The sequence below is a fragment of the Bacillus massiliigorillae genome, from assembly GCF_000380245.2.
Lineage (GTDB): Bacteria > Bacillota > Bacilli > Bacillales > DSM-1321 > Bacillus_AD > Bacillus_AD massiliigorillae.
The window spans coordinates 2,690,873-2,714,556 of sequence record NZ_HG428741.1 but is presented as its reverse complement, the minus strand read 5'-3'; the positions used below and the strand labels follow the sequence as shown (position 1 = coordinate 2,714,556).

Sequence of the window (23,684 nt, the reverse complement as noted above, 5' to 3'; positions counted from 1 at the left end):
TAATTAAATTTTATTTTTCGTGCTGTGAGTGATCTTCATTACCAGCATCACCAGGCATATTCATATCTTCATCATCACCATCACCATGATTGTGGCCAGCATTACGTCCTTCAGGAGGAGGGCTAAAATCTAAGTGAGTTGAAGAATAAGATTGTCTACCAACAAAATCAGTATCTAACAGTTTATCAAATTTCTTCTCTGTTAATTTGGGTTCATTGGCTTTAACATCTTTTACCCATTGATCGAAATCTTGTGATGACATTGATAATGCTTCGAAAGTCATCTTCTCGAAACCACGACCTGTAAAGCTTGAGTTTTTACCTTCCATTGACATTGGTATATCTGCAACATAAGTAACTTTTGTAACCATGTCACTCATACCATATTTTTGACCACCAAGTTGAGGAATCCATAAACTTGAGATTGGTCCGAAAGAGTAAATACGGAATTCAACTGGACGTTTAACTGGTAAGTTTACATAGTTTACGGTTTCAATACCTTGTTCAGGATAACTGAAATGCCATTTCCAATCAGATGATGAAGCGTAAATTACAAGTGGTTTTTGATCTTCATAACCTTCTGGAACTCCTTCATGACTATAAGTTGTTTTAACAGTAATAACAGATAAGATTATTACAATAATGATTGGAATAGCTGTCCAAACAATTTCCAATACTGTACTACCTTCCATTTCAGGTGGCTCGTAATCTTTTGGTAGTTTTGAAGCTCTGTACTTAATTAACATAAAGGCGAATAATGCACAGACAATCGCTAATATTGCAAATAGGATTATCGCTGAAGTGTTGATTGTTTTAGCCAACATTTCGGAAACTGGACCATTAGGTCTAAATACCACTGCTCTCTCACAACCAGACAATACAATAGTTGAGAAGAGAAATGAAGTGATGAGTGCTAATTTCGTTTTCATGTTTGTACCCCTTTCTTAAGTAGTTAATAGATTATAAGTTTGTTAAAAATAAGATGATATAGCAGTATGACAAGATTTTAACCCGCCAAATCAACTACCAAAATCTCACCTTATTTGTAACTATCTAGGTATAGCGTTTCAATGTTCACATACCCTGCTCTTTATAATAATTATTGTATTCGAAAAATACAAACAAAAAAGCCTTGTGTCATTTTTGTGAAGTCTGTAATTGGTTCTATTGGTAAATAATGTAACCAATATTTCTATGTTATTAACGGATTTTTTTGAATGTTAATTATTTTGATATAATATTTAATTTTAAAGGAAAAAACTAAAATTATCAAAAGATGCGTCTGGATTTATATTAATAAATTGAAAAAAAGACCGTCAAAGTATAGTTGACGGTCTTTTTTTACAAAATTCCTGTGAATAATTTACTACCTTTTCCAGAAGGGGGGAAATATGCTAGTAAAACTTCGTTGCTGTTGGATGTACTTTTGTCTAATTTTTGAACGGGGCTCGAAATTTTTTCAAGTATCGTATGTTTGAACAAATCTTTTTGATTTAATTTTAGGGCAGTAAACTCTTCTCCAAGAAGAGTAGGATTATCTAAAATCACCTGATATAGTCGTGCTCGATCTTCTTTATTAAGTGTTGGCTCCCACCAAGGTTTTCTCGGTTTATATTTGGAATGTAGAAAGTAATCATATTTCATCAAGTCTTTGATATGACTAGTTTCTCCTATGGATGATTGCTCCAAAAATAATTCCAAACGTTTAAATAAATCCTCTAGTTGATGACCAATTTTAGACCAACCTTTTTCTTCCCAGAAGGTACCGAATTGTTGGAAGAAATCAAATGGTGTTGGGAAAATCTCATCTGTTAAATAAGTAACGGTTTGGTCCATACGGTGATCGTTCCAATATTTCTCAAGTACATCTTCAACTTGTTTAATTTTAATGATTTCATCAAATGTTAAAACATTGTTAGCGACGATTTCATATGGAGCATAGTTACTATACACATAACCATATTGCTCACTTCTAATGCGTAGTCCGGTACCACGAAGCATTTTAAGAAAACCTAATTGTAGTTCTTCAGGCTCTAACGCAAATACATCGTTGAAAGTTTTTTTGAAGGAATCATAGTTTTCTTCAGGAAGACCAGCAATTAAGTCAAGATGTTGATCTATTTTGCCACCTTCTTTTACCATCGTGACAGTTCGAGTTAATTTCTCAAAATTTTGTTTTCTCATAACAAGCTCATTCGTATAATCATTCGTTGATTGTACCCCAATTTCAAAGCGGAAAAGTCCAGCAGGAGCATTGTCGTTCAAAAATTGAATAACTTCTGGACGCATGATATCGGCGGTAATTTCGAATTGAAATACTGTGCCTGGTAAGTGCTCATCAATTAAAAATTGAAACATGTCCATAGCATAGCGACGGCTAATATTAAATGTACGATCAACGAATTTAATCGTTTTAGCACCATTATTCAATAAGTATCGAATATCTTCTTTAATTTCTTCTCTATCGAAGTAACGCACACCTACTTCTATAGACGATAAACAAAACTGACAACTAAATGGACAACCACGACTTGTTTCCATATAAACGACACGTTTCCCTAATTCACTGCGATCTTCCTCAAAGTGATAAGGTGACGGAATGTTTTTTAAGTTCAACTTATCTTTTTGCAGCCTAATGACTTGTTTGTCATTTTCTTTATAGGCAATGCCATAAATGTTTTCAATTGCCTCTTGACCATCTATATAGTCAAGCAACTGTTTAAACGTTGTTTCACCTTCTCCAAGAACGAAATAATCGACATCTGGAAGGCGCTCTAGCCAGTCTTCAATATCGTAGGTAACTTCTGGACCTCCAAATACAATAATGAGTTCAGGATTGATTTTCTTTAGCATATGGACGACTTTAATTGTTTCTTCAATATTCCAAATATAACAACTGAATCCAATAACATCAGGCTTTCTAGAGTGAAGGTCAGTAACAATGTTAATGACTGGATCTTTAATTGTATATTCAGCGAGTTCAATAGTGTACTCAGGTTCGGCATAAGCTTTTAAGTAACGAATCGATAAACTAGTGTGAATATATTTTGCGTTTAATGTAGCGGCAATTACTTTCATGTTTGAAAAGATTACCCCTTTCTTATTCTTGTATGAATGTATTTTATCATAAGTATAGACAGTTCTTTAGAAAGTGATAGCTCGATTATTGAGTAGTGAAGTAATACTTTAAACTTTATAAGGAAACAAACTAGCAATAAGTAGTGTTTAGTATGTGTTTATTGTAAGAAATTGAGTATAGATTCATGAAGAGAAATGTAAAAGTGAGTTATATAGATGAGGAGAAAACGACTAATTTATTCTTTTTTAGAAATATGAAATTTCTTTGAACACAACAAATAAGCTAGAAAAGTAGTTTTTGAATAGGTAAATACTCTCGAATTTCTTGATATTATCGGTTATTTATAGGTAAATACACCTCGATTGGAAAATTGTGTATTATATCATGTTATTTAATTTTGTAAAGAACAAGGAATATTATGTGAATGAAAACCTAATAAGGTAACAATATTTTATCCTATTAATAACCAATTGAGTAATTTACATCCAAATACTTAAATAGGATAATGAATCATGAAGGAGTGATAATAAGTGTCGAATGTTGGAATTGTATCGAAAATATATGGAGAATCTTATCAACAATTTGGAAAAGAAATACTATTAACTCAAATGCGCTTTCCGACATTAGAGGCTATTTTTGAAGTTGATTCAGAAGTGCAAAGGAAGCTTGATCCTGGTCGAAGGTTGCAAATCAGAGAGTTTATTCTTCAAGCTCTTGAGTCGGATTTTGAGTTTATTTTTTCAACATTTGTCTTTTCGTCAAGAGGGGCTATAAAACAAAATAAAGAGGGTGAATGGGAGCTAGTACCCGGTAGTAAGCTATATATAATCGATGGACAGCACAGGTGTTCGGCTTTGAAGTCAGCTATGAATCATTTAGTAGCTCGCAAGGAAACATTTGAAGAATTAGGTCAATTTGAAAAAGCGAAACAACAACAAATACTTATTGATAAATTAAAAGAATACCCTGTACCAATGCAAATTTATTTGAATTTAGATACACAAAACGAACGCTTACTTTTTACAGATTTAAATACAGAAAGAAGAGAATCTCATAACGGTTTAATTATGCAATATGACTATCGAGATAAGTATGCAGAAATAACGCGAAACATAGCTAGTAATGTAGATGATTTATTTGAAATAGAGCAAAAATTATCTAGAGTTTCGTCTAATAGTGCAGCACTCACTTCATTGGCTATAATGAAAAAATGCATAGTAGCTTTGTTTGAAGGTATATTAACAGTCAAAAAAGGTAAGCCGAGTTCTATGTATATTTCAATAGAAGATATGGAGAATTGTGGTGTGCAATTCTTCTCCATGTGGAAGAAAATCTTTCCTAAAAAGATGGAAAATCGTAAAAAATATGTTTCAGGTTTAACTGGTATTCAAATCTCTTTAGCTTATACCGTGTTTTTACTAAGGAAAGATTATGGGCTCCCATATAATGAGGCAATTGATCAATTAATTCTACTGAAAGCTGAGTGTAACTGGTCACATGTTAATCCTTGCTTTGAGCATATATTTGATGCACAAACTAAGAAGGTTAAGTATCACTCAGATACACTTAACATAAAGAGAACTGCTAAAAACTTTTTGAAGATCATAGTAGAGAAAGGAAACTTCTCAAATGATTATTAATAATATCTTTTCCAAACAACAACGATTAATTTATTTGTCGATTAATGACATTATGACATTCTCTGAAGAAGGAAAGCTTGTTCTACGAAACACAAATCAGGCGCGCGTGAAGCGAATTAAGGATTATATGTTAGAGAATGCGATTAGCCAGAGTATATACTTTCCTCCTCTAGTAGCTGCAGTATGTAATCAAGATATTATTCGAGAGCAGCCAATTTGTTTAAATATTATAGATGGTTCTCATCGATTAAAAGCGATTATCCAGTTAAGGGATTATATTCAGAGAGCCATTAATAATGAAAGCACAGCTATGATCAAAAATGGCTATAAATTATTAAATATATTTACTGAAACTAGTATTGCTATTCAATTAATTGGGGAGCTTTCAACAGACGAAGCAAATCAACTTTATATCGACTTAAATATAAAAGGGAAGAAAGTATCTCTGTCAAAACGAATTTCATATGATTCACGTAGTTTACTGAATCGAATTACAAACAATATTTTAGCGAATAATCAACTCCTACAGATTGCTGGAGTTGAGATGGAGAAACGATCAATGATACGACCAGCAAATAAAAAGCTTCTATCATTATCACAATTAAGACAACTAGTTAATATTTTTATATGTAAAAAATTGTTATATAATAAACAAGAGATTGATACAGAATTAATACTAGAAGAAGAAGAGTATGTTCAACTAGTAAATAGTTGGTTTGGTGAATTGTTTGCTTTGTGTCCACCAGAAACAATCGGAAATGATCTTTGCTCCATCTTCTCGAATTTTCAAATGCTTTTAGGGATAGCTCTATATGTAAATAAAAATCAATGGGGGCAATCTTTCGAAAATAGAAAACAGAATATTGCGAACAAAATGAAAGCGCTTAACCATATCGAATGGAGCCGTGATAATCCACGATGGCAACAATTTAAAGGTACGAGAAGAGGGAAGCAACAACTATATTATATTGATTCAAAAAAAGGTACATTATTGGAAATAGTAGCGTGGTTGGAAGCCGAAGGGAGGTGAGAGTAATGTGAATTGTACAAAGTAAAACCCATAAGCAAGTCTTGAGAGGACTCGGTGCTTATGGGTATAGCTGAGATGGATATACCAACTCATAAGTTAGTATACCCTCTTTTTTCTATAATTTGAAACATTTGAATTACTGAAGGAGTGTATCGAATCATGGAAGTACGAAAGAGTTATTGTATTAACCAAAACACCATTGCGATTACACCATTTTTTAGTGAACATGGAGAGCTATTTAGCAGAGTACTGGAAGGAAATAATATTTTTATTGTTCAACAAAAGCCGCTACTTATTATTCAAGAATCATTGTTACAATTTGGCGGCGAGTATAAAGGGGCTGTTAAAGCTGCTAAGTATCATCTTGGAGAGCGTTATATGGTACCTATAAAGATTAGCGGATTACATCATATCTATTTCCTATCAGATCAATCGCCGAAAAATCACTATTGTATATGGATAGCTTTACATCATATAGAAGGTTTTGAAAAAGAAAGCCTACAACGAACTCGTGTTTATTTAAGCTGCGGGCATGTAATCATTGTTTCAATGAGGAAGAAACAGTTCTGTGATAAATTAAATCTGGCTAGACAATATAAAGCGATGGTTGAAGAACCATTTTATAGCTTATTTAAGCAACTAGATGGTTATATGATTATCAAGGAACTAGACGAGCTAAATTATACAATTAAGAAAAAAGAATAGAACGTAAAAAGTAATGTCATCTGAAAGATTACAATTCAATTGGCATTGCTTTTTTGTTGTGCTTAAAATTACTATTATATTCCTGTTTTTATTTTACAGTGCATCTGTTATATAGAATTATATCCTTTTAAATACATGTTATTTCACAAAAATTTCTATCTGTTCCAGTAAAAAAGTAAGTAATTATAAAAAATAATACAGCTAATAATTAGTATTTCTCATAAAATAGAAAGGGAAACTTTTTTTGCTTTTTGGTATTTATTTCTAAAGAATGATTATATAAGGCTTTGTTTCATGATGGAGCTTATTTATAAATAAAAGTACTATTTCACAATTTTCTTTAATAGAGAATAGGTGTGAAACGAATAGATTAAGGAGGGGTTAAATGTCTTTATTACCACAAAAAAATCAACTTGGTTTTTTTGAAATTCGCTTAGAATCAATTGGAGGCTTAGGTGCAAATCTTGCGGGGAAAATGTTAGCTGAAGCTGGCGTACTTGGCTTAGGTTTGAATGGTTGTAATTTCTCATCATACGGTTCAGAGAAGAAGGGTTCGCCAGTAAAAGGATTTATTCGTTTTTGTGACCCTGATGTGGAAATTCGAGATCATAGCCCAATTGAAGAACCTCATGTGATTGGTGTATTTCATGAGGCTTTATATAAGATGGTAGACGTCGTGAAAGGTTTGCAACCTAATGGTGTAGTTCTAGTTAATTCAGTGCGAGATTTTGAAAATGTCAAACATGATTTAGGGATGAAATCAGGTACCTTAGCCATTGTGGATGCGTTAGGAATTGCGGTTGAAGAAAAAACAAAGGTAAATACAGCAATGCTTGGAGCACTATTTAGAATATGTGATTTTTTAGATCCAGATGCAATGCGAGCTGTTATTAGAAAAACATTTGAGAAGAAATATCCTCATTTAGTTGAACCGAATATTAAGACATTTAATAGAGGGTATGAGGAAGTTACTTTTAAAGTGTTTAAGGAAGAGGATTCAGATAATGAACCTTTGTTCAATCAATCACAACCTGTGTTAGGTTACGATTCACAAAGTATTGGTGGCACCATAATTGCTCAAGGAAATAGTATTCTTAAAGATGTAAGTGGTTCCAGACAAGGATTCCTTCCAGCGTATGATCCTAATACATGCATACATTGTGCAGCGTGTGATAATGTGTGCCCGGATTTTTGTTTCGTATGGGAAGAAGGAGAAGACAAGCGTGGACGAAAGAATATGTTCTTAAAAGGAATCGATTATCAGTATTGTAAAGGTTGCTTAAAATGTGTGGAAGCATGTCCAACAACGTCATTAAGTGAAATGCGTGAAGAATTGAACTACGCACAAGATCATACAGTTAAGCAAAATCATCCTTATATTACTGGAGGTGTAAAATCATAATGACAATTCAAGAGAATACGATTACGGAATCTCAAGCTACAACATTTGAATCTGGTAATGAAATGGCAGCTCTTGCGGCGGCACAAATCAATTATCATCTTATGGGATACTTTCCTATTACACCTTCAACAGAAATAGCACAATTATTAGATGCGATGAAAGCTAGAGGGCAGCATGATATTGAGTTAATTGCAGCGGATGGAGAGCATGGGTCTGCTGGGATTTGTTACGGAGCAGCTGTAACGGGCGCTCGGGTGTTTAATGCAACAAGTGCCAATGGTTTGATGTATATGCTAGAGCAATTACCTGTTCAAGCAGGTACAAGATTTCCGATGGTTATGAATTTAGTTACGCGTTCGATTAGTGGTCCATTAGATATTCGTGGTGATCATTCGGATTTATATTTTGCTTTAAATACGGGGTGGGTTATTTTAACTGCAAGTACACCTCAAGCCGTCTATGATATGAATATTATGGCACTCAAAATAGCTGAGCATTCAAAAGTGCGTTTACCTGTTATTGTCGCATATGATGGCTTCTTTACTTCCCATCAGAAGCGTAAAGTGCAATATTTTAAAGATCGTGAAGTGGTTCAACAATTTGTCGGAGAATGTCCGACAGACTATCATTTCGTTCGAGATCCAAAGAAACCAGTTACAATAGGTGCGCATATGAATGGTGATGATTTAATTAATAATCACTATCAACAATCAAATGCTATGTATGAAGCCTATGATGTATATAAAGAAGTAACTAAAGAGTATGCTGCTATCTCTGGTCGTAACTATGATGTGTTAAATTCATATCAAATGGATGATGCAGAAGTTGCATTGTTCTTGTTAAATTCAGCAGGTGAAACAGCAAAGGATGCAGTAGATGCTTTAAGAAAACAAGGAATTAAAGCAGGTGTTTTAGGAACGAATATGATTCGTCCGTTTCCTGCAGAAGAAATACGTAAGGCTCTCAAGAATGTGAAAGTTCTTTTAGTAGGTGAACGTGCAGATTCATACGGAGCACATGGTCCTAATTTAACTCATGAAATTAAATCAGCGCTACAAGAGGATTCAGAAAATGAAACGCTTGTATTAAGTCGAGTATTTGGATTGGGTGGCAAAGATTTTTATACGGAGGATGCGTTGGCGTTTTTTGATTTGACTTTGCAAGTTCAAGAACAAGGACATCATGTCCCTACTTTTGATTATTATGGGGTTAATCCAGGACGCAAGGAAGATGCGTTACAACCAATCATTGAACCGATGCATGGTGATGCTTATAAAACAGGCTTGGTTAAGGTTGAGCAACAAGAAGATGGGAAGTTAAAGGTTAAAATTCCACCTTTACGAGCTTTAACGACAAAGCCAAAAAGATTAGCTTCTGGTCATGGTGCTTGTCCAGGTTGTGGGATTTTTTCTGGACTTGAGTTGTTCTTTAAGGGGATAGAAGGCGATGTTGTTGTGCTTTTCCAAACAGGATGTGCCTATGTTGTATCGACGGCCTATCCACATTCCTCCCATAAACAAACAATGATTCATAATTTATTTCAAAACGGTCCAGCGACGTTATCAGGAACAGCTGAAGCCTTTTTTGAATTAAAACGTCGTGGCGAAATCGAAGTAGCTGATGATGTAACATTCGTCATGATAACAGGCGATGGCGGTATGGATATCGGAATGGGGTCAGCTATTGGAACGGCATTACGTAATCATAAAGTAATCATGTTGGAGTATGACAATGAGGGCTATATGAATACTGGATCACAAATGAGTTATTCGACTCCTTTTGGTCATATGACAAGTACGACAAGCATAGGTAAAACACAGCAAGGGAAGGCATTCCATCATAAAGATACGCCTCAAATCATGGCTGCAACGAATATTCCTTATGTATTTACAGGATCGGAAGCATTTCCACAAGATTTAATTAAGAAAGCAGCAAAAGCGCAATGGTATGCTCAAAATGTAGGAACGGTATATGGGAAAATTCTTATTACATGTCCACTAAATTGGAAATCAGAAGATCGTTATGGAAATACGATAATGGAAGCTGCAGTAAATTCATGTTTCTTCCCACTTTATGAAGTGGAACAAGGTGAAACAACAATCACTTATAACCCAGAGACAAGGAAGAAACGTATTCCATTAGAAGATTGGCTTCGATATATGGGAAAATCAAAGCATTTGCTACGAGAGGAAAATAAACAAATGCTTGAGGAATTTAAAGAAGAAGTGGATAAGAGATGGAGTAAATTGTTAGTTAAGCATGAAACACCATTTCTTTAATACAGAAGCACAATTATAGTGTCATGTAGAAGAGATTGTCCGGAAGTTGAATTTCGGACAATCTCTTTTTTTATGAAAATCTTAGTTTTTATATAGGAAATGATTACCGGTTTGTAGAATATTATTTTGATTATAGTATTTCAAAGTTGATAATAGGGAGGAGAGAAGCTGGTGCAAATTAGGGAAAATCAAGAGGAACGGGATAGTATTCCTTATGAGACTTTTTTTCATCAATCACGAGATGCCTTGATTATTACTAATGAACATTTAGAAGTAGTCAAAATAAATAAACAAGCATTAAAGATATTGCAAACAAGTAGGGAGGCTTGTATAGGAAATTCAATTCGGTGTTTCATAAATTTAGTTCCTGACGAAGTATTACAATATCAAATGGCAATATTAAAAAATAAAGGGCATTATAATGATGAATGGTTAGTAAATGATGAGCTAGGTATTAAAACTCATATTGAGTTTGAGGCACATCATGAGGGGGACTATTATTTCTTTGTATTAAGAGATATAACCTCTTATAAAAAAAATGAAAATGATTTGTTAATTGCAACTAATTTGTTTCAAGATGTATTTACGAAGGTTACAGATGGGATATTACTATTTGATATTCAAGGTCAATTGATTGATGTAAATGGAGCCTTTTTATCAATCGTAGGTTTACATAAGGAACAATTGATTGGAAAAGTATTTCATGAAATGCTCTCAAGTCAGTCTCAAAGAAAATGGCTAGAAGATTGGGAAATCGTATTGGAGCAAGGTAATGTAGAAAATACAGTAGAGCTACAGATTAATGAGCAAACGTTTTTCTTTGACTTTAGTATGTATCAAAACATCTATAACCAGCAATTAATAAGCGTATTCAAGGATGTCACAGAAAAGAAACTAATAGAGTTACAGTTGAAAGAAAGTAAGGAAATATTTTCATATATTTTTGAGCAAGCGATAGATGCTATTGTATTGGTAGATGGTGAAGGCTTTATTTTAGAAGCTAATGAGGTAGCTTGTGATATTTTTGAACTTCCAAAAGAAACATTAGTGGGTTCGGAGATCAATGATTTTATCATGAAGAAAGATAAGAAATTTCATGAAGTTTCATCTCGTTTTTTACAAACAGGAGAAATAAGAGAAGAATTATTCTATTTGATGCCGAATGGACAAAGAAAGCTCTTGGAATTTACCGCAAAGAAAATGGATGGTACGAATAAAAGTATTACTATTTTTCGAAATGTCAGTGAAAGATATGAAATGGAAGTAAAGCTAAGAAAAAGTGAAAAGCAATTTCGGAAAATATTTGATGGAATGTCAGATGGATTAATTTTATGGAAGGCTAATCAGATATTTGACGTTAACGAAGTAGGCTCGAAAATTCTTAAGCTATCGAAAAAAAGAATTAAATCGATGTCTGTAGATGAGTTACTTAGCTATATTTCGCAAATAGACAATGGCTTGGACAGGATGAGGCAGAAGCTTGAAAAACAAAATAATGTAGAAGAGGTTCTTTCTTTTACAGATTTTGATGGTAAAACGATGCATCTTGAGATTTCGACGAAGAAAAACTTAGTATCAGGTTTGCATTTAACTGTGTTTAAAGTAGTAACGGAAAAGCTAGAATTACAAGAGCAATTACGAAAGTCCGATACACTATCGGTTGTTGGGGAATTAGCAGCAGGAATTGCGCATGAAATTCGAAATCCGATGACGGCTTTAAAAGGATTTATCCAATTACTCCAAAGTAGCGTCCAAGAGGATTTCTCTAATTATTTCGATATTATAACTTCGGAATTGAAAAGAATTGATTTAATTATTACTGAATTCCTTATATTAGCTAAACCACAAGCCGTTCAATATGAAGAACAGGATATTAATATCATTGTGGAAGAAACAATTACCTTATTAAGTGCAGAGTCAATATTATATAATATCGTTTTTGTAAAGCAATTATATGAAAATCCATTATTATTGTACTGTGAATCGAATCAATTAAAACAAGTGTTTATTAATATTATAAAAAATGCAATTGAGTCTATGGGAAGTGGTGGTTATATCACTATTTCAACGACCTTACATAATGAAAAAATGGTTAAGATTAGCATTTCTGATGAGGGATGTGGGATTCCTGAAGAAAAAGTAAAAAAATTGGGAGAACCGTTTTATACGACAAAGGATCGGGGAACAGGTCTTGGGCTAATGGTTAGTTATAAAATTATTGAAGAGCATAAGGGGTGGATTGAGGTAGAAAGTATAGTTAATAAGGGAACAGTATTTTCTATTTTCTTACCCTATCATATTGATTTCGAAGAATGGATATAACCGAAATTAGTGTAGATGGTTAAAATATGAAATACTTGTAAAAAATACAAGAAATTAAAGTGAGGAAGGAAAACTGACGATGGTAAATCTTTGTCAGTTTTCTTTATGAAAAAAATAAACAATGCTGTCGAATTTACAGAAAAATGACATTGAAAAAATAGGTTATTATATAATATTTTGTCTATATTTGCGAATGTGTTTACATTTTTTGAAGAGTTTGTAATAATTCAAAAATAGAAGAAAGAATATTGATTTGGAGAGGGAGTTACAAAGAAGATGAAAGAAGAATCATTAAATCGATTGTTTTTTGAAATTCAAGACGTGAGAGAGGAGATGATATACGTTGCTAATGTATTTGGTTATACTCACGAAAGAACGATACGCATTAGCCAAGAATTAGATCAATTAATAAATGAATATCAAAAGCATTTATCAAAGCCAAAAAGAAAAACGTATGTTTATTCTAAAGTGCCAGCAAAATATCGAAAAGTATTGGAAAAAACACTACAGTTGCAATTTATCAATCTTCTTTTCATATTGCCAAATTTATAGTTAATATGTAGTGGTAATTAAGGCCTTCTTAATTAGAAGTATTAAATGTAATAAAGCGGTTTACGACATACGATAAATAATCTCGAATACAGCAAAAGGCTGTTGTCAAAGGAGCATTATCTGGTAGCGTGAAACAGCCTTCTAGACTCCTATTAATAAAATCATAACAAGTAATCCTATAATAAATGAGTGTGTAGCAGCACGTTCATTACCATCTCCATGACTTTCAGGTATTAGTTCTTTATAAATAATAAAAAGCATTGCTCCAGCAGCAAAGGCTAGCCCATAAGGAACAAGATTCTCTAAATAAGAAGTTAAATAGAAGCCAAGTAGGGCAGTTACAATCTCAATTGAACCTGTTAGGGTAGCGATAATAAATGCTCTTGTTTTTGAGATTTGCTGATTTAAAAGAAAAAGTGCAACAAGAAAGCCTTCAGGAGCATTTTGTAAACCGATAGCAAAGGCAATTAAATCCCCCGTATCACTTTTAGAAGAGGCATAGCTTACACCTACAGATAAACCTTCGGGGATATTATGTAATGTAATGGCTGAAATGATAAGAAGGGCTTTCTCATCAAACTGGATGTTTTTTGATGTGTGGCCTAAATCCATATGCGGTATACTTTGTTCTAGCGCCGTTAAAGTAACGACGCCAAAGTATATGCCAATACATAATGGGATATATCCACCTTGAGATAGTGCTTCAGGGATTAATCCTAACATAGAAGCTGCCATCATTATCCCGGCAGTAAAAGCTAGTAAAATATCTTTAAAGCGATGTGTTAGTGAATTAGAAACAAACAATATAATCAGTGCACCAAGCCCTGTGGACATAGCAGATAATATACTTCCAATTAACACAGTACTCATTAAATATCTCCGTTCTTAGATTCATTATAATGGCTGTAGTGTTGAGTCAATCATACTGAATAGCTTGTATACATTAGTGTATTTCATTTGTAAGAAATTATGTTACTTCAAAAGAAATTTAAATCATTCTTAAATATTCCTATAAAAAAATTACATCTAATTAGTTTTTGTTCGCAAAGATTGATCAGAAGGTAATAAAAAGCTTAAGCATCCTAATAGTGGTAGAAATCCCATCAATTGAATTGTTGCAACAAGTCCCATATTATCCGCCATACTTCCAATTACAATGGAGCCAATAGCCCCCATTCCGAATGCTAATCCTACGGTTAAACCAGCCATTGTGCCAACTTTACCAGGTACAAGCTCTTGGGCGTAAACAACCGTTACAGAGAAGCTCGACATTAAAATAAAGCCAATTATCAGCAATAGTAATAAGGCAATATAAGAAGGTACAAAAGGTAAAATAGCGGTTAAAGGAGCTGAGGCAAGCATAGATATAACAATAATTGTCTTTTTACCAAATCGGTCTGCTAGTGGGCCGCCAAAAAATGTACCACAAGCTCCTGCAAGTAGAAATACAAATATAAAAATTTGTGCTCGTCCTGCAGAGAAATCGTATTGCTTCATCATGTAAAAAGCAAAAAAATTGGTCATTGCTGATATGTACCAAGAGCGTGCAAAGATTAAGAATAAAATGATGCCTAAAGCTGTCCAGACTCTTGAAGAAAGTTTTTTAGAGTCACCAGCTTTTTTCTTTGCTTTAGGGAATAATTTAATTTGTTTTGCATACCAACGAGCGATATAGAATAATAACAGACTTGCTAGTAATGCTAGTGGAGCGAAAGTAAGTCCAGCAATTTGTCCAATTGGTAATAATATTAATGCAGTAATAAGTGGAGCAAGTGCTTGACCGCCATTACCACCAACTTGATAGATGGATTGTGCAAGTCCCTTCTTAGATCCAGCTGCCATATGTACTACTCTAGAACCTTCTGGATGAAAGATTGCAGAGCCTATTCCTATTAAAATAACAGATACGATAATCATATTATAAGATGGAGCAGTGGCGAGTAGTATCATTCCAATCATTGTACTTAACATAGCTATAGGAAGTGCATAAGGCATTGGTCTACTATCCGTATACCAGCCAACAATAGGCTGCATAACTGAAGAAACCATGTTCAAAGAGAAGGCAATTAAGCCAAGTTGTGTATATGATAACAGTAATTCTTTTTCTAAGATTGGGAACATGGCAGGCACAACGGCTTGAAGGGTATCATTTAATAAATGGCAAAAACCCATGATAAATAAAAATTTATAAGCTGTTTGATTCGCTTGTTTAGATATTGTATTTGGTTGTATGTTACTAATGGAACTACCCATAGTCTCATCCTCCTCGTTAATAATGATATGACCGTAAAGGAGCAACAAATTGATTAGATTGTCTATTTCTTAGAATCCACTATAGGTAAAACAATCGTAATTGTAGTTCCGATATGTCGTTTGCTATTAATAGTAATGGTTCCGTTAAAGTTTGTAATAATTCTTTTACAAACATAAAGTCCTAAACCCGTTCCATAGTTTTTAGTCGTATAAAAGGGTTCAAAAATTTTCTTTAATGTGCTTTTTGACATTCCTTTTCCATTATCTTCAATAGTAAGAATAGCGTTAGCTTGCTCCTTAGCAACAGAGATAGCAACTTGATCACCAGGGCTAGAAGCTTCAAAGCTGTTTTTAGTAATATTAAGAATTACTTGTTTGATTTGATCCTTCAAACAACAAACAAATAGATCTTCTTCCGTATTGTTAACGTAAAGAATCGTAGAATGGTTATTAGATTCTACTTGTAATATGGGTTGAATTTCGGCTACGACAGCTTTTAAATCAACAATTTCAAGTGGATGAGCACTTGGTTTCCCTAGTACAAGAAATTCATTAACAATTTCATTAATTCGTGTTATTTCTTGTTGAATAACTGAGAAATACATTTGGTCTTGATTATTTTGATACTTTTCACTTAATAGCTGTACTAATCCTTTTATACCTGTTAATGGGTTTTTGATTTCATGAGCAGTAGTAGCTGCTAGAGTACCTAACATTTTTAATTTTTGACTTTCGTGTATCTTTTTTTGTCTAATCGCATCACGCTGTAATAACATAAACTGAATCACGAAAAATATGATATGCGTTACAATAAGGAAGACAATAGTAAATTGCAAGATTGTATTTGAATCAATGTTAATTTCCTGTTGTGGATGATTTATATGTAACTTCCACGGTAAATCCTCAAACGGCATTGATTGTTGATAATCTCCAACCTTTAAATCATCATTGATTGTGAATATTTTATTGTCAAATTGGTCGGTTATCTTTACTGCTATTTGTGGAGTTAACAGTTCAAGGACGCTCTGTATATATTCGAGCTTTAATTGAACAAGTAGAAAACTAGAAATAGCATTATTCTCATCTAGTACTGGATTACAAACGGTTATAAGTTTTTTATAGCCATCTTCTTTTACAACGGTTACTTGTGCTTGCTTAAGTTTAGCACAGGATTTTATATAACTATCTCTTACTTCTATTCCGTTGTAATCATCTTTCGTGCCTGTTACTACAACCCCCTTTGCATTGACGAGATAAAGATCCCCATATCTCTTATCGGTTTTTTTTGTTTTGAGCAATAAACTTTTCATATCCTCCTTTTTATTCACAAAATCTAAAGAAACAATAGATAATACATCAAGACTTTTAACTGTTTCTTTTATTAATGTTTGAATATACTGTTGCTGTAGCTCACCTAATTTGAGTGTATCTTGTTGTAATTCTAATTTTTCTTGATTCTCTAAGTATTGTTTGAATAATAAAACTGCTAATATAGTTGGAATAATAATGATGGCTGTATATAGAAATATGTTTTTCCGTATTATATTCATGTTGACACTCTTTCTATTAGAAGATATCTAGCTATATATATTTATAATAATGAAAAAATTTGCAATGTATGAACTTGGTAATTTTCTGCATATACCATTATAACAAACAGATCCTTTTTCCCCTATTAGATAAACTTATACACATCGATATTTAGTGAGAGTCTGTTTCCTGAGGAATTCTTATTTTAGCTTGTCTATTTTCTTTGCCCACTTCATACAATGTAGTAAGGAGGGGCTTGGCATGCGTTCTAAGTTATCAGGTGCTTGGCAAATTGCCGCTGTTTATGTAGGAACAGTAGTAGGAGCGGGTTTTGCAACCGGAAGAGAAATTATTGAGTTTTTCACGAAATATGGATTTATAGGGTTCCTATCTATTTTATTAGCTGGCTATTTATTTATAGTATTAGGTACTAAAATTATGTTACTCTCTGTATCTATAAATGCTAAAACATATGAAGAAGTAAACAATCATTTGTTTGGTAAGAGATGGAGCCCTTTTATTAATATTTTATTTTTTGTTATGTTGTTCGGTGTAACAGCTGTAATGTTATCTGGAGCAGGTGCAGTGTTTGAAGAGCAGGTAGGGGTGCCTAAAATGATAGGGGTAGCGATTACGGCAATTGTAGCGTTAATCGTATTACATAATGGAATTAAAGGTTTAGTTGTTGTGAATATGTTGGTTGTCCCTTCTATGATTATGTTCAGTGTGTTACTATTTGTTCAAGTAATAGGAACGCCAGGTTATTTTCAAGATTTTGTATATATATCTAATGAGATTAATTATTTAAAGAGTATTATATCCCCTTTTTTGTATAGTGCGTTTAATTTAGCGCTTGCTCAGGCCGTACTTGTTCCTGTTGCATATGAAATAAAGAATCCTTCAATAATACGAAGTGGGGGAGTGTTAGGTGGAATTTGCTTAACACTTATTTTATTAACAAGTCATCTATCATTAATTACACTTCCTAATATTTTAGAATATGATATTCCAAGTGCGGAGTTAATGAAGAGTGTAGCGACTCCTTTTTATTGGGTATTTATCTTTGTTATTTATGGTGAAATATTCAGTTCGTTAGTAGGGAATATATTTGGCTTGGAAAAGCAGTTGCAAAAATACATTAATGTGAAAAGCATGTCAATATTTTTGGCATTATTACTAGCAGCATATTTAGTGAGTCTCATACAATATCGAACATTATTATCCGTTTTATATCCGCTATTTGGATATGTAAGTTTAGTGTTTTTACTATTATTGTTTCGGAGTAAAGAATAGCTATTTTGAATGGCAAAGGTTTAAGTTATCTTTTCGATGAGTAAGTAATTGAAAAAGGCTTCCCAAAAGCGATTATAACGCTTTTGGGAAGCCTTTTAATATATAATTTGGCGTGTGTCCAACATTTTGGGGTCACTATCTGCCGATTATTCATTATTACTGCTTTACAATTGTTTTTGCCATTTCAACCATTGGAATACGGTAGTCTTCATTTTCAGTTGTGAAGATGGTTAGTTTCATAGGTTGCTTGGCATCTTGAATTAGATAAATTGTAACGCGATCCTGACCATTACTAGCCTCATATATTTTAGCATTTGGAATTTGCAGTGCTGATTCTGTTGGACTAGTTATAGTACTATTTGTGTCTCCTAATTCAGTTGGAATATTCTCCTCATACACAGCCCAATTCGGATTTTCTTGTAATAATTCTATTCTCATAGAAATATGTTCTGCATTTTTTAAGTATAACATATCTTTACCTGGCTCTTCACCTGTAAGCTCGTATTCAGGAAGAAGATACATCTTATACCCTTGATTTTCACTTGTTGATAATTTTGCACTTTCTTCTTTTGTCTGACCTTGTAATTGATATTTCATCATTTTTTCAGTAGTATTTTCAACTTTTTGATTATTTTCAGTTAAATTCTTTTCATTTTCTACTGTAGTGTTTGTATCAGAATTTGAAGTTGTCTCCTTTTCAGATGGAGTATTGTTAGTTTCCTTGCTTACATCGTTTTCTGGCTCTTTATTAGAAGTCGTTTGATCATCAGTCTTTGGTTTTGTTTCATTAGTAGTAGTAACATCGCTCGACGGCTTTGATTCCTTACCTTCATCGCTTGCAGAGTCATTACCACATCCAGCTACAAGTAGAAGACCCATTAGGGAAATTACTAAAGGTAGTTTTTTCATGTTCATTCCTCCAAATATAGTAAACTTCATATCTATCATACCAAGTATTTTGTGTCTCTTGTAACATTACTTGAGTAAAAATTATGAAAACTAAAATTGATTATGTAATATAACAATCAGTTCTATTCAATCTATAGAACTGATTGTTGTATTTTGCAATTGATTATGATTATCTAAATGGGAATATAACCAGTAATAAAAAATCAAAAATTAAGTGAGAAATTATAACTAGCGATAAACTTCTCTTCCATTGGTACAATACTGCCCAAATGAATCCAGCTGTTAATCCAGCAAGTATTAATGCGATATTTTGAGAATAAATCATAGGTAGTGCATACAAAACAGTCGCAATGATAATCGTTGATTTTCCTTGAAAATACTCATTAATTCTTTTCTGTACAAAGCCTCTCCAAAAGATTTCTTCTCCTGGAATAATAACCAGGAATAGCACAATAAAATGCCATATAAGTGAAGGGCTATAATGCTTATATAATCGTGAAATATCTTTAGTTAGAGATGAAATATCTAACCATTGAATAATGGTATTTCCAAGTGCAAATATCGCATATATTAAAACGCCTGAAAGGACTCCGTATAAAATACTCTCTTTAATTGAAGATTGGATGTCTTTATTTTTCTCTGAAGTAATAGCTATACTGACACAGAATAGAATACTAGCTGTGTATAAATACCAAAATACGGCTGTTGTATTATGATACGTTATATATATAAGTATATGTGCGCTGATTAACCCAAGAATTAATCTACCATCCTTGGCACATGATTTCATGTATTGATTTTCCCTCCTAGTTAGTTGAAGTGCAATATAATAGTTGTTATTTTATTTTATTAATAACCATATTACAATACAATATAACAAAATGAGGGCATGTAAACGAAAAAACTGTGTATAATTCAAGGCTAAATGTAAAAGAGAGCCGGATATTGCGACTCTCTTTCAAGTTTCACCAATGATAAAATGCAAACGTTTACTTTTATCAACTAGTTAAATTAATAATTTTGTAATTCTTATGATTTACTACTGTTTTTTGTTCAAGTTCAAGATCACGATAATTCTCCATATATGTTAAGTCAACAATTACGGAATTTTCGTTTACCTTTTCTACAATCCCTTGTAATCCACCTTTGAATTCAATTAAGTTCCCTATTTGTGCTATTTTCATCATAATCACACCTTTAGCATTCTATTTTTTCTTTGTAATTAGAACAGTTTGCTCGTATGAATTTCCATGACTTAAAGAATATAAATTTTTGAGTGAAATCAAATATTTAAAAATATACTTAACAGTTTGCACTATTTTGCATAAAACGTAAAGTGTTTTTTGAATATTCTTTTCAAATTAATGTAAAAACAAGCGATTGCCAAGCTAGTAAGAAAAAATAAGCTGGTAATAGTTCTCAATGTGAAAATTTTTTATCTATGGGTAAAAAGTAATTTTCATTTTTGGGAAATATGATTATTGTTTTATGCTATCATCTATCTTAAAATAGATTTAATTGACATAATAAGGATGAAGGAGGGGGCCAATGAGACTATCTATCTTTAAGAAACTTGTTATGATGTGTAGTATGTTGTTAATTATTCCTGGACTTATTATCGGCGCAATCGGTTATTCAATTTCTAAACAAGAATTAAATAACTTAGCTAAAACCAGCTTGAAAAATGATGTTAATTTCGCCATGAAAATGATAGCGCTTTCTAATAAAAAAGTAGAAAATGGAGAATTAACATTAGAAGAAGCTCAAGAACAAGTGAAACAGCAACTTCTGGGAGCAAATGATAATGAAGGTAAAAGACCTATTACAAAAGACATAGATATTGGTGAGTATGGATATATGTATGTTCTTGATGCTAAAGGTAATTTGTTAATGCATCCGGTAAGAGAAGGGGATAATTTATATGACGAACGATCAAAAGACGGAGTTTTTTTTATTCGTGATGTTATAAAGAAAGCAGATTTACAGAATGGAGGGTATACACTCTATGATTGGGCTCTTCCAACAGATCCCAATAAGCTAGCAACAAAAATCACATATTCAAAGAAAGATCCTCATTGGAATTGGGTAGTTGCATCAGGCTCCTACTTAAGTGACTTCAATAGCGGTGCTAATAAAATATTAACCATGTTAAGTATTACAATTGGTTGTACTATAGTTATTGGTGCCATCTTCATAATTCTTTTCTCTCGACATCTTGGTATACCCCTTAGAAAAATCGCAAACGCAGTTAAACGTATAGCGGAGGGTAATTTAACTGTTACTAACATAAATGTGAAAAACAATGATGAAGTCGGAACTTTATCAGAAAATTACACAGTTATGGTAGATAATCTTAGAAATCTTGTAATGGATATAAATCATTCATCCCATCAAGTTGCTTCTTCGGCCCAACAATTAAGTTCCAGTTGTGAGTTTACAAGTCAGGCAGCTGAAGATATTACAACTTCTATGCTTCAAGTAGCTGCTGGAACAGAAGATCAGTCTCAGCAAATCGATGAAGTATTAACAGAAACTGTACAAATATCTAAACGTGTTGACTTAATAAGCGAAGGCGTGGAAAAACTTGATCTCGCAGCGTCAGAATCTTCAAAAACTATTGAAGAAGGCTATGCATTAATTAATAGTGGCATACTTCATATGAATACAATTGCTCAAAATACGGAGAATATGGTGAAAATCGCTACTTTATTGCAAGATAACTCAGAAAAAGTCGGGAAGATTCTTATTTTTATACGGGCAATTGCTGATCAAACAAATTTATTGGCCTTAAATGCATCAATAGAAGCGGCAAGAGCAGGTGAGCATGGAAAAGGATTTGCTATTGTTGCGAATGAGGTGAAAAAATTAGCAGAGCAATCAGCGAACGCTTCTGGAAATATCGGTGAATTGATTGAATTAATTCAAGAAGAAACAAAACAAGCTGTTATAACATTAGGAACAGGGAAAGAATCGGTTTGGGAAGGGAAACGTGTTATTGACCAAGCTGGTGATGCTTTTCAGGATATTTCAAAGTCAATCGCAGATATTTCACGGCAATCAAGAGGGATTGCTACTTCCATGGTAGAGATTAAACGAATAATGTCTGCTCTAGTTAGCTCGGCAGAAGAAATCGCGACCATTTCTAATTCATCACAGCAATATACGCAAAACGTTGCGTCGTCAGCAGAAGAACAGACCGCTTCTATTCAAGAAATAACAGCATCCGCAGAAAACTTAGAAAGACTGGCAGACTATTTACAACAAAAGGTTCAGATGTTTAAATTAAAATAATGTAGTAATTATAATTAATAAAAATAAGGATCCTATATGATAGGGTCCTTATTTTTCCTACAGATTTTTTGCTATAGAAAGGGATGCAAACATGAACAAAGAGCAAGCAGAAGAGCTATTAGAGAAATTAAAACTAGGTGAAATATCTGAGTTTACAGTATCAAAAGAAGATTTTCTTACTTTTCGAGAGCAACTTGTAAAGCGCTCTGATTTTAAACATTTTCGTGGGAATGCCAAGCATGGAGGAGTAACAACCTATACTTATTTAGAAGAAGCCAGAAGCTAATTAGATGTATGGGGTTGTTTCTTTAACTTTTTTAATGCATCACGTCTCCATGATTTCACTGCACATGTGTTAACAGAATAACGTCTTGCAATTTCATTTAATGTTTCATGATCAATAAATGTATGAATAACCCAACGTTTTTGATTGAGTGTTAAGCCATTGCAGTAGTGCAAAATAGATTCTTTCTCTAAATAGGTATCATATTGTAGAGTATTAAAAAAATGAGGTTCAACAATTGGGAGTTGATTAATAACTTCCCATTTGTTTTCCAATCTTAATTCATTTAATATTCGCCCTTTAATAACAGAATAGGCGAAAGTAGTAAATGCTGCTGATTTTCCATCGAACTTTAGACTCGCTTCCCAAAGTGCTTGTAAACCAATGTTGTAATAATATTCATATTCTTTATAAATCTTTAAAGAATGAATGATTTTATAAATGAGACGATTATGCTGAGAAACTAACTTGTCAAAAGAATTCATAAATTTTTCTTTCTGAAAAATGCATTTTCCTTGTATTCCTAGGTAGCTTAAATATATATGAATCATCGAATATGTATCAAAAGTAGAAAAATAATAATTCGATTCACTATGAGAAGTTTCTTGCTACATGATGGAGTAAAAAAGAAATAATACTGTAGAAAATCTTTAAATGAATCAAAAATTATATGAATACTTCAATAAGGGAGAGAGACTTTTGCAAGAATATAATCATTATCGAATAAGTCCAAATACAATGGCTTTAGTTCCTGCAAGGCATCCATACTATAAAAGTATTGTTTTTGACCTAGAAGGTACATATTTAAGTATACAAACTCTTGATATGATGTTTACGGAATTAGGGCTACATGTAGATAAATCGATTAAGATTGTAAATGAGTCCTCTTATTTGATAAAAGAGGATGCAGATATCTATGCTTTTTCAACTAAAACGAAAGGTGAGCCAGATTGTATGTGGATTTTTCCTAAGCATGTTAAATCATTGAGGGAACAAACCTTTCCGCGTCTTACTTTTAAAAATGGTGAACGTTTAAAAATTAATTGTACAAAAGAACAATATATTCGTTGGTATAAAGATTTCATTTGTATAATGAAATTAGAAGTATAATCATATT

At 32.9% G+C, this 23,684-nt stretch carries 20 protein-coding genes; 11 read left to right on the top strand and 9 right to left on the bottom strand.

The annotated features are described in order from the left end of the window. Positions 1–10: 10 nt before the first annotated feature. Positions 11–928 (bottom strand): cytochrome aa3 quinol oxidase subunit II, encoded by a 918-nt coding sequence (qoxA, locus tag TX86_RS12560; protein WP_042349141.1) that lies wholly within the window; start codon positions 926–928, stop codon positions 11–13. Positions 929–1,340: 412 nt separating this feature from the next. Beyond that, positions 1,341–3,077 (bottom strand): B12-binding domain-containing radical SAM protein, encoded by a 1,737-nt coding sequence (locus TX86_RS12555; protein ID WP_042349140.1) that lies wholly within the window; start codon positions 3,075–3,077, stop codon positions 1,341–1,343. A 531-nt stretch (positions 3,078–3,608) separates the two neighbouring features. Between TX86_RS12555 and TX86_RS12550 the strand changes: the two genes are divergently transcribed. The 7 genes from TX86_RS12550 (at position 3,609) to TX86_RS12520 (ending at position 13,008) form a co-directional block, all read left to right on the top strand. After that, entirely contained in the window at positions 3,609–4,718 is a 1,110-nt protein-coding gene (locus tag TX86_RS12550; RefSeq protein ID WP_042349139.1) for a DNA sulfur modification protein DndB, read from the top strand. Then, positions 4,708–5,748 carry a DNA sulfur modification protein DndB gene (locus TX86_RS12545; RefSeq protein ID WP_042349138.1) on the top strand — a complete coding sequence of 347 codons (1,041 nt, stop codon included), beginning with the start codon at positions 4,708–4,710 and terminating at the stop codon, positions 5,746–5,748. Before TX86_RS12550 ends, TX86_RS12545 begins: the two co-directional genes overlap by 11 nt. Positions 5,749–5,907: 159 nt before the next feature. Then, a complete protein-coding gene (locus TX86_RS12540; RefSeq protein ID WP_042349137.1) occupies positions 5,908–6,453 on the top strand; it encodes a competence protein ComK in 546 nt (181 codons plus the stop codon). A gap of 385 nt (positions 6,454–6,838) precedes the next feature. Then, positions 6,839–7,855, top strand: coding sequence for a 2-oxoacid:acceptor oxidoreductase family protein (locus TX86_RS12535; RefSeq protein WP_042349136.1), 1,017 nt, complete (start codon positions 6,839–6,841; stop codon positions 7,853–7,855). Beyond that, positions 7,855–10,134: a thiamine pyrophosphate-dependent enzyme gene (locus tag TX86_RS12530; protein ID WP_042349135.1), complete on the top strand. Its 2,280-nt coding sequence runs from the start codon at positions 7,855–7,857 to the stop codon at positions 10,132–10,134. Before TX86_RS12535 ends, TX86_RS12530 begins: the two co-directional genes overlap by 1 nt. Positions 10,135–10,305: 171 nt before the next feature. Beyond that, a complete protein-coding gene (locus TX86_RS12525) occupies positions 10,306–12,456 on the top strand; it encodes a PAS domain-containing sensor histidine kinase (protein WP_052343652.1) in 2,151 nt (716 codons plus the stop codon). A gap of 276 nt (positions 12,457–12,732) precedes the next feature. Further along, a complete protein-coding gene (locus TX86_RS12520) occupies positions 12,733–13,008 on the top strand; it encodes an aspartyl-phosphate phosphatase Spo0E family protein (protein WP_042349133.1) in 276 nt (91 codons plus the stop codon). A 141-nt stretch (positions 13,009–13,149) separates the two neighbouring features. Here TX86_RS12520 and TX86_RS12515 read toward each other — a convergent pair whose 3' ends face one another. The 3 genes from TX86_RS12515 to TX86_RS12505 form a co-directional block, all read right to left on the bottom strand. Then, positions 13,150–13,878, bottom strand: a complete 729-nt coding sequence (locus TX86_RS12515) for a ZIP family metal transporter (protein WP_042349132.1) — start codon at positions 13,876–13,878, stop codon at positions 13,150–13,152. 156 nt (positions 13,879–14,034) lie between these two features. Beyond that, positions 14,035–15,261: an MFS transporter gene (locus TX86_RS12510; RefSeq protein ID WP_042349131.1), complete on the bottom strand. Its 1,227-nt coding sequence runs from the start codon at positions 15,259–15,261 to the stop codon at positions 14,035–14,037. 62 nt (positions 15,262–15,323) lie between these two features. Next, positions 15,324–16,811: an ATP-binding protein gene (locus tag TX86_RS12505; RefSeq protein ID WP_042349130.1), complete on the bottom strand. Its 1,488-nt coding sequence runs from the start codon at positions 16,809–16,811 to the stop codon at positions 15,324–15,326. Positions 16,812–17,052: 241 nt separating this feature from the next. Between TX86_RS12505 and TX86_RS12500 the strand changes: the two genes are divergently transcribed. Beyond that, complete coding sequence (locus TX86_RS12500; RefSeq protein WP_042349129.1) at positions 17,053–18,084, top strand: YkvI family membrane protein; 1,032 nt, start codon at positions 17,053–17,055, stop codon at positions 18,082–18,084. Positions 18,085–18,240: 156 nt separating this feature from the next. On the opposite strand, the gene TX86_RS25785 is transcribed toward TX86_RS12500, so the two are convergent. From TX86_RS25785 to TX86_RS12485, 3 genes are all read right to left on the bottom strand, one after another. Further along, entirely contained in the window at positions 18,241–18,993 is a 753-nt protein-coding gene (locus TX86_RS25785; protein ID WP_052343651.1) for a DUF8580 domain-containing lipoprotein, read from the bottom strand. A 169-nt stretch (positions 18,994–19,162) separates the two neighbouring features. Further along, entirely contained in the window at positions 19,163–19,783 is a 621-nt protein-coding gene (locus TX86_RS12490) for a CPBP family intramembrane glutamic endopeptidase (RefSeq protein WP_042349128.1), read from the bottom strand. A 208-nt stretch (positions 19,784–19,991) separates the two neighbouring features. After that, on the bottom strand, positions 19,992–20,177 hold the full coding sequence (locus TX86_RS12485) for a YkvS family protein (protein WP_042349127.1): 186 nt from the start codon (positions 20,175–20,177) through the stop codon (positions 19,992–19,994). A gap of 364 nt (positions 20,178–20,541) precedes the next feature. On the opposite strand from TX86_RS12485, the gene TX86_RS12480 reads away from it, so the two are divergent. Both TX86_RS12480 and ykzS read left to right on the top strand, forming a co-directional pair. Then, on the top strand, positions 20,542–22,284 hold the full coding sequence (locus TX86_RS12480; protein WP_042349126.1) for a methyl-accepting chemotaxis protein: 1,743 nt from the start codon (positions 20,542–20,544) through the stop codon (positions 22,282–22,284). Between the two features lie 91 nt (positions 22,285–22,375). Continuing rightward, the gene (ykzS, locus tag TX86_RS12475; RefSeq protein ID WP_042349125.1) at positions 22,376–22,570 is read left to right on the top strand and encodes a protein YkzS; all 195 of its coding nucleotides are present in this window, start codon (positions 22,376–22,378) and stop codon (positions 22,568–22,570) included. Here ykzS and TX86_RS12470 read toward each other — a convergent pair. Further along, positions 22,567–23,052 carry a sigma-70 family RNA polymerase sigma factor gene (locus TX86_RS12470; RefSeq protein ID WP_042349124.1) on the bottom strand — a complete coding sequence of 162 codons (486 nt, stop codon included), beginning with the start codon at positions 23,050–23,052 and terminating at the stop codon, positions 22,567–22,569. The genes ykzS and TX86_RS12470 overlap by 4 nt on opposite strands. A gap of 214 nt (positions 23,053–23,266) precedes the next feature. Here TX86_RS12470 and TX86_RS12465 point away from each other — a divergent pair, with 214 nt between their 5' ends. After that, a complete protein-coding gene (locus TX86_RS12465; RefSeq protein ID WP_042349123.1) occupies positions 23,267–23,677 on the top strand; it encodes a competence protein ComK in 411 nt (136 codons plus the stop codon). Positions 23,678–23,684 lie beyond the last annotated feature (7 nt).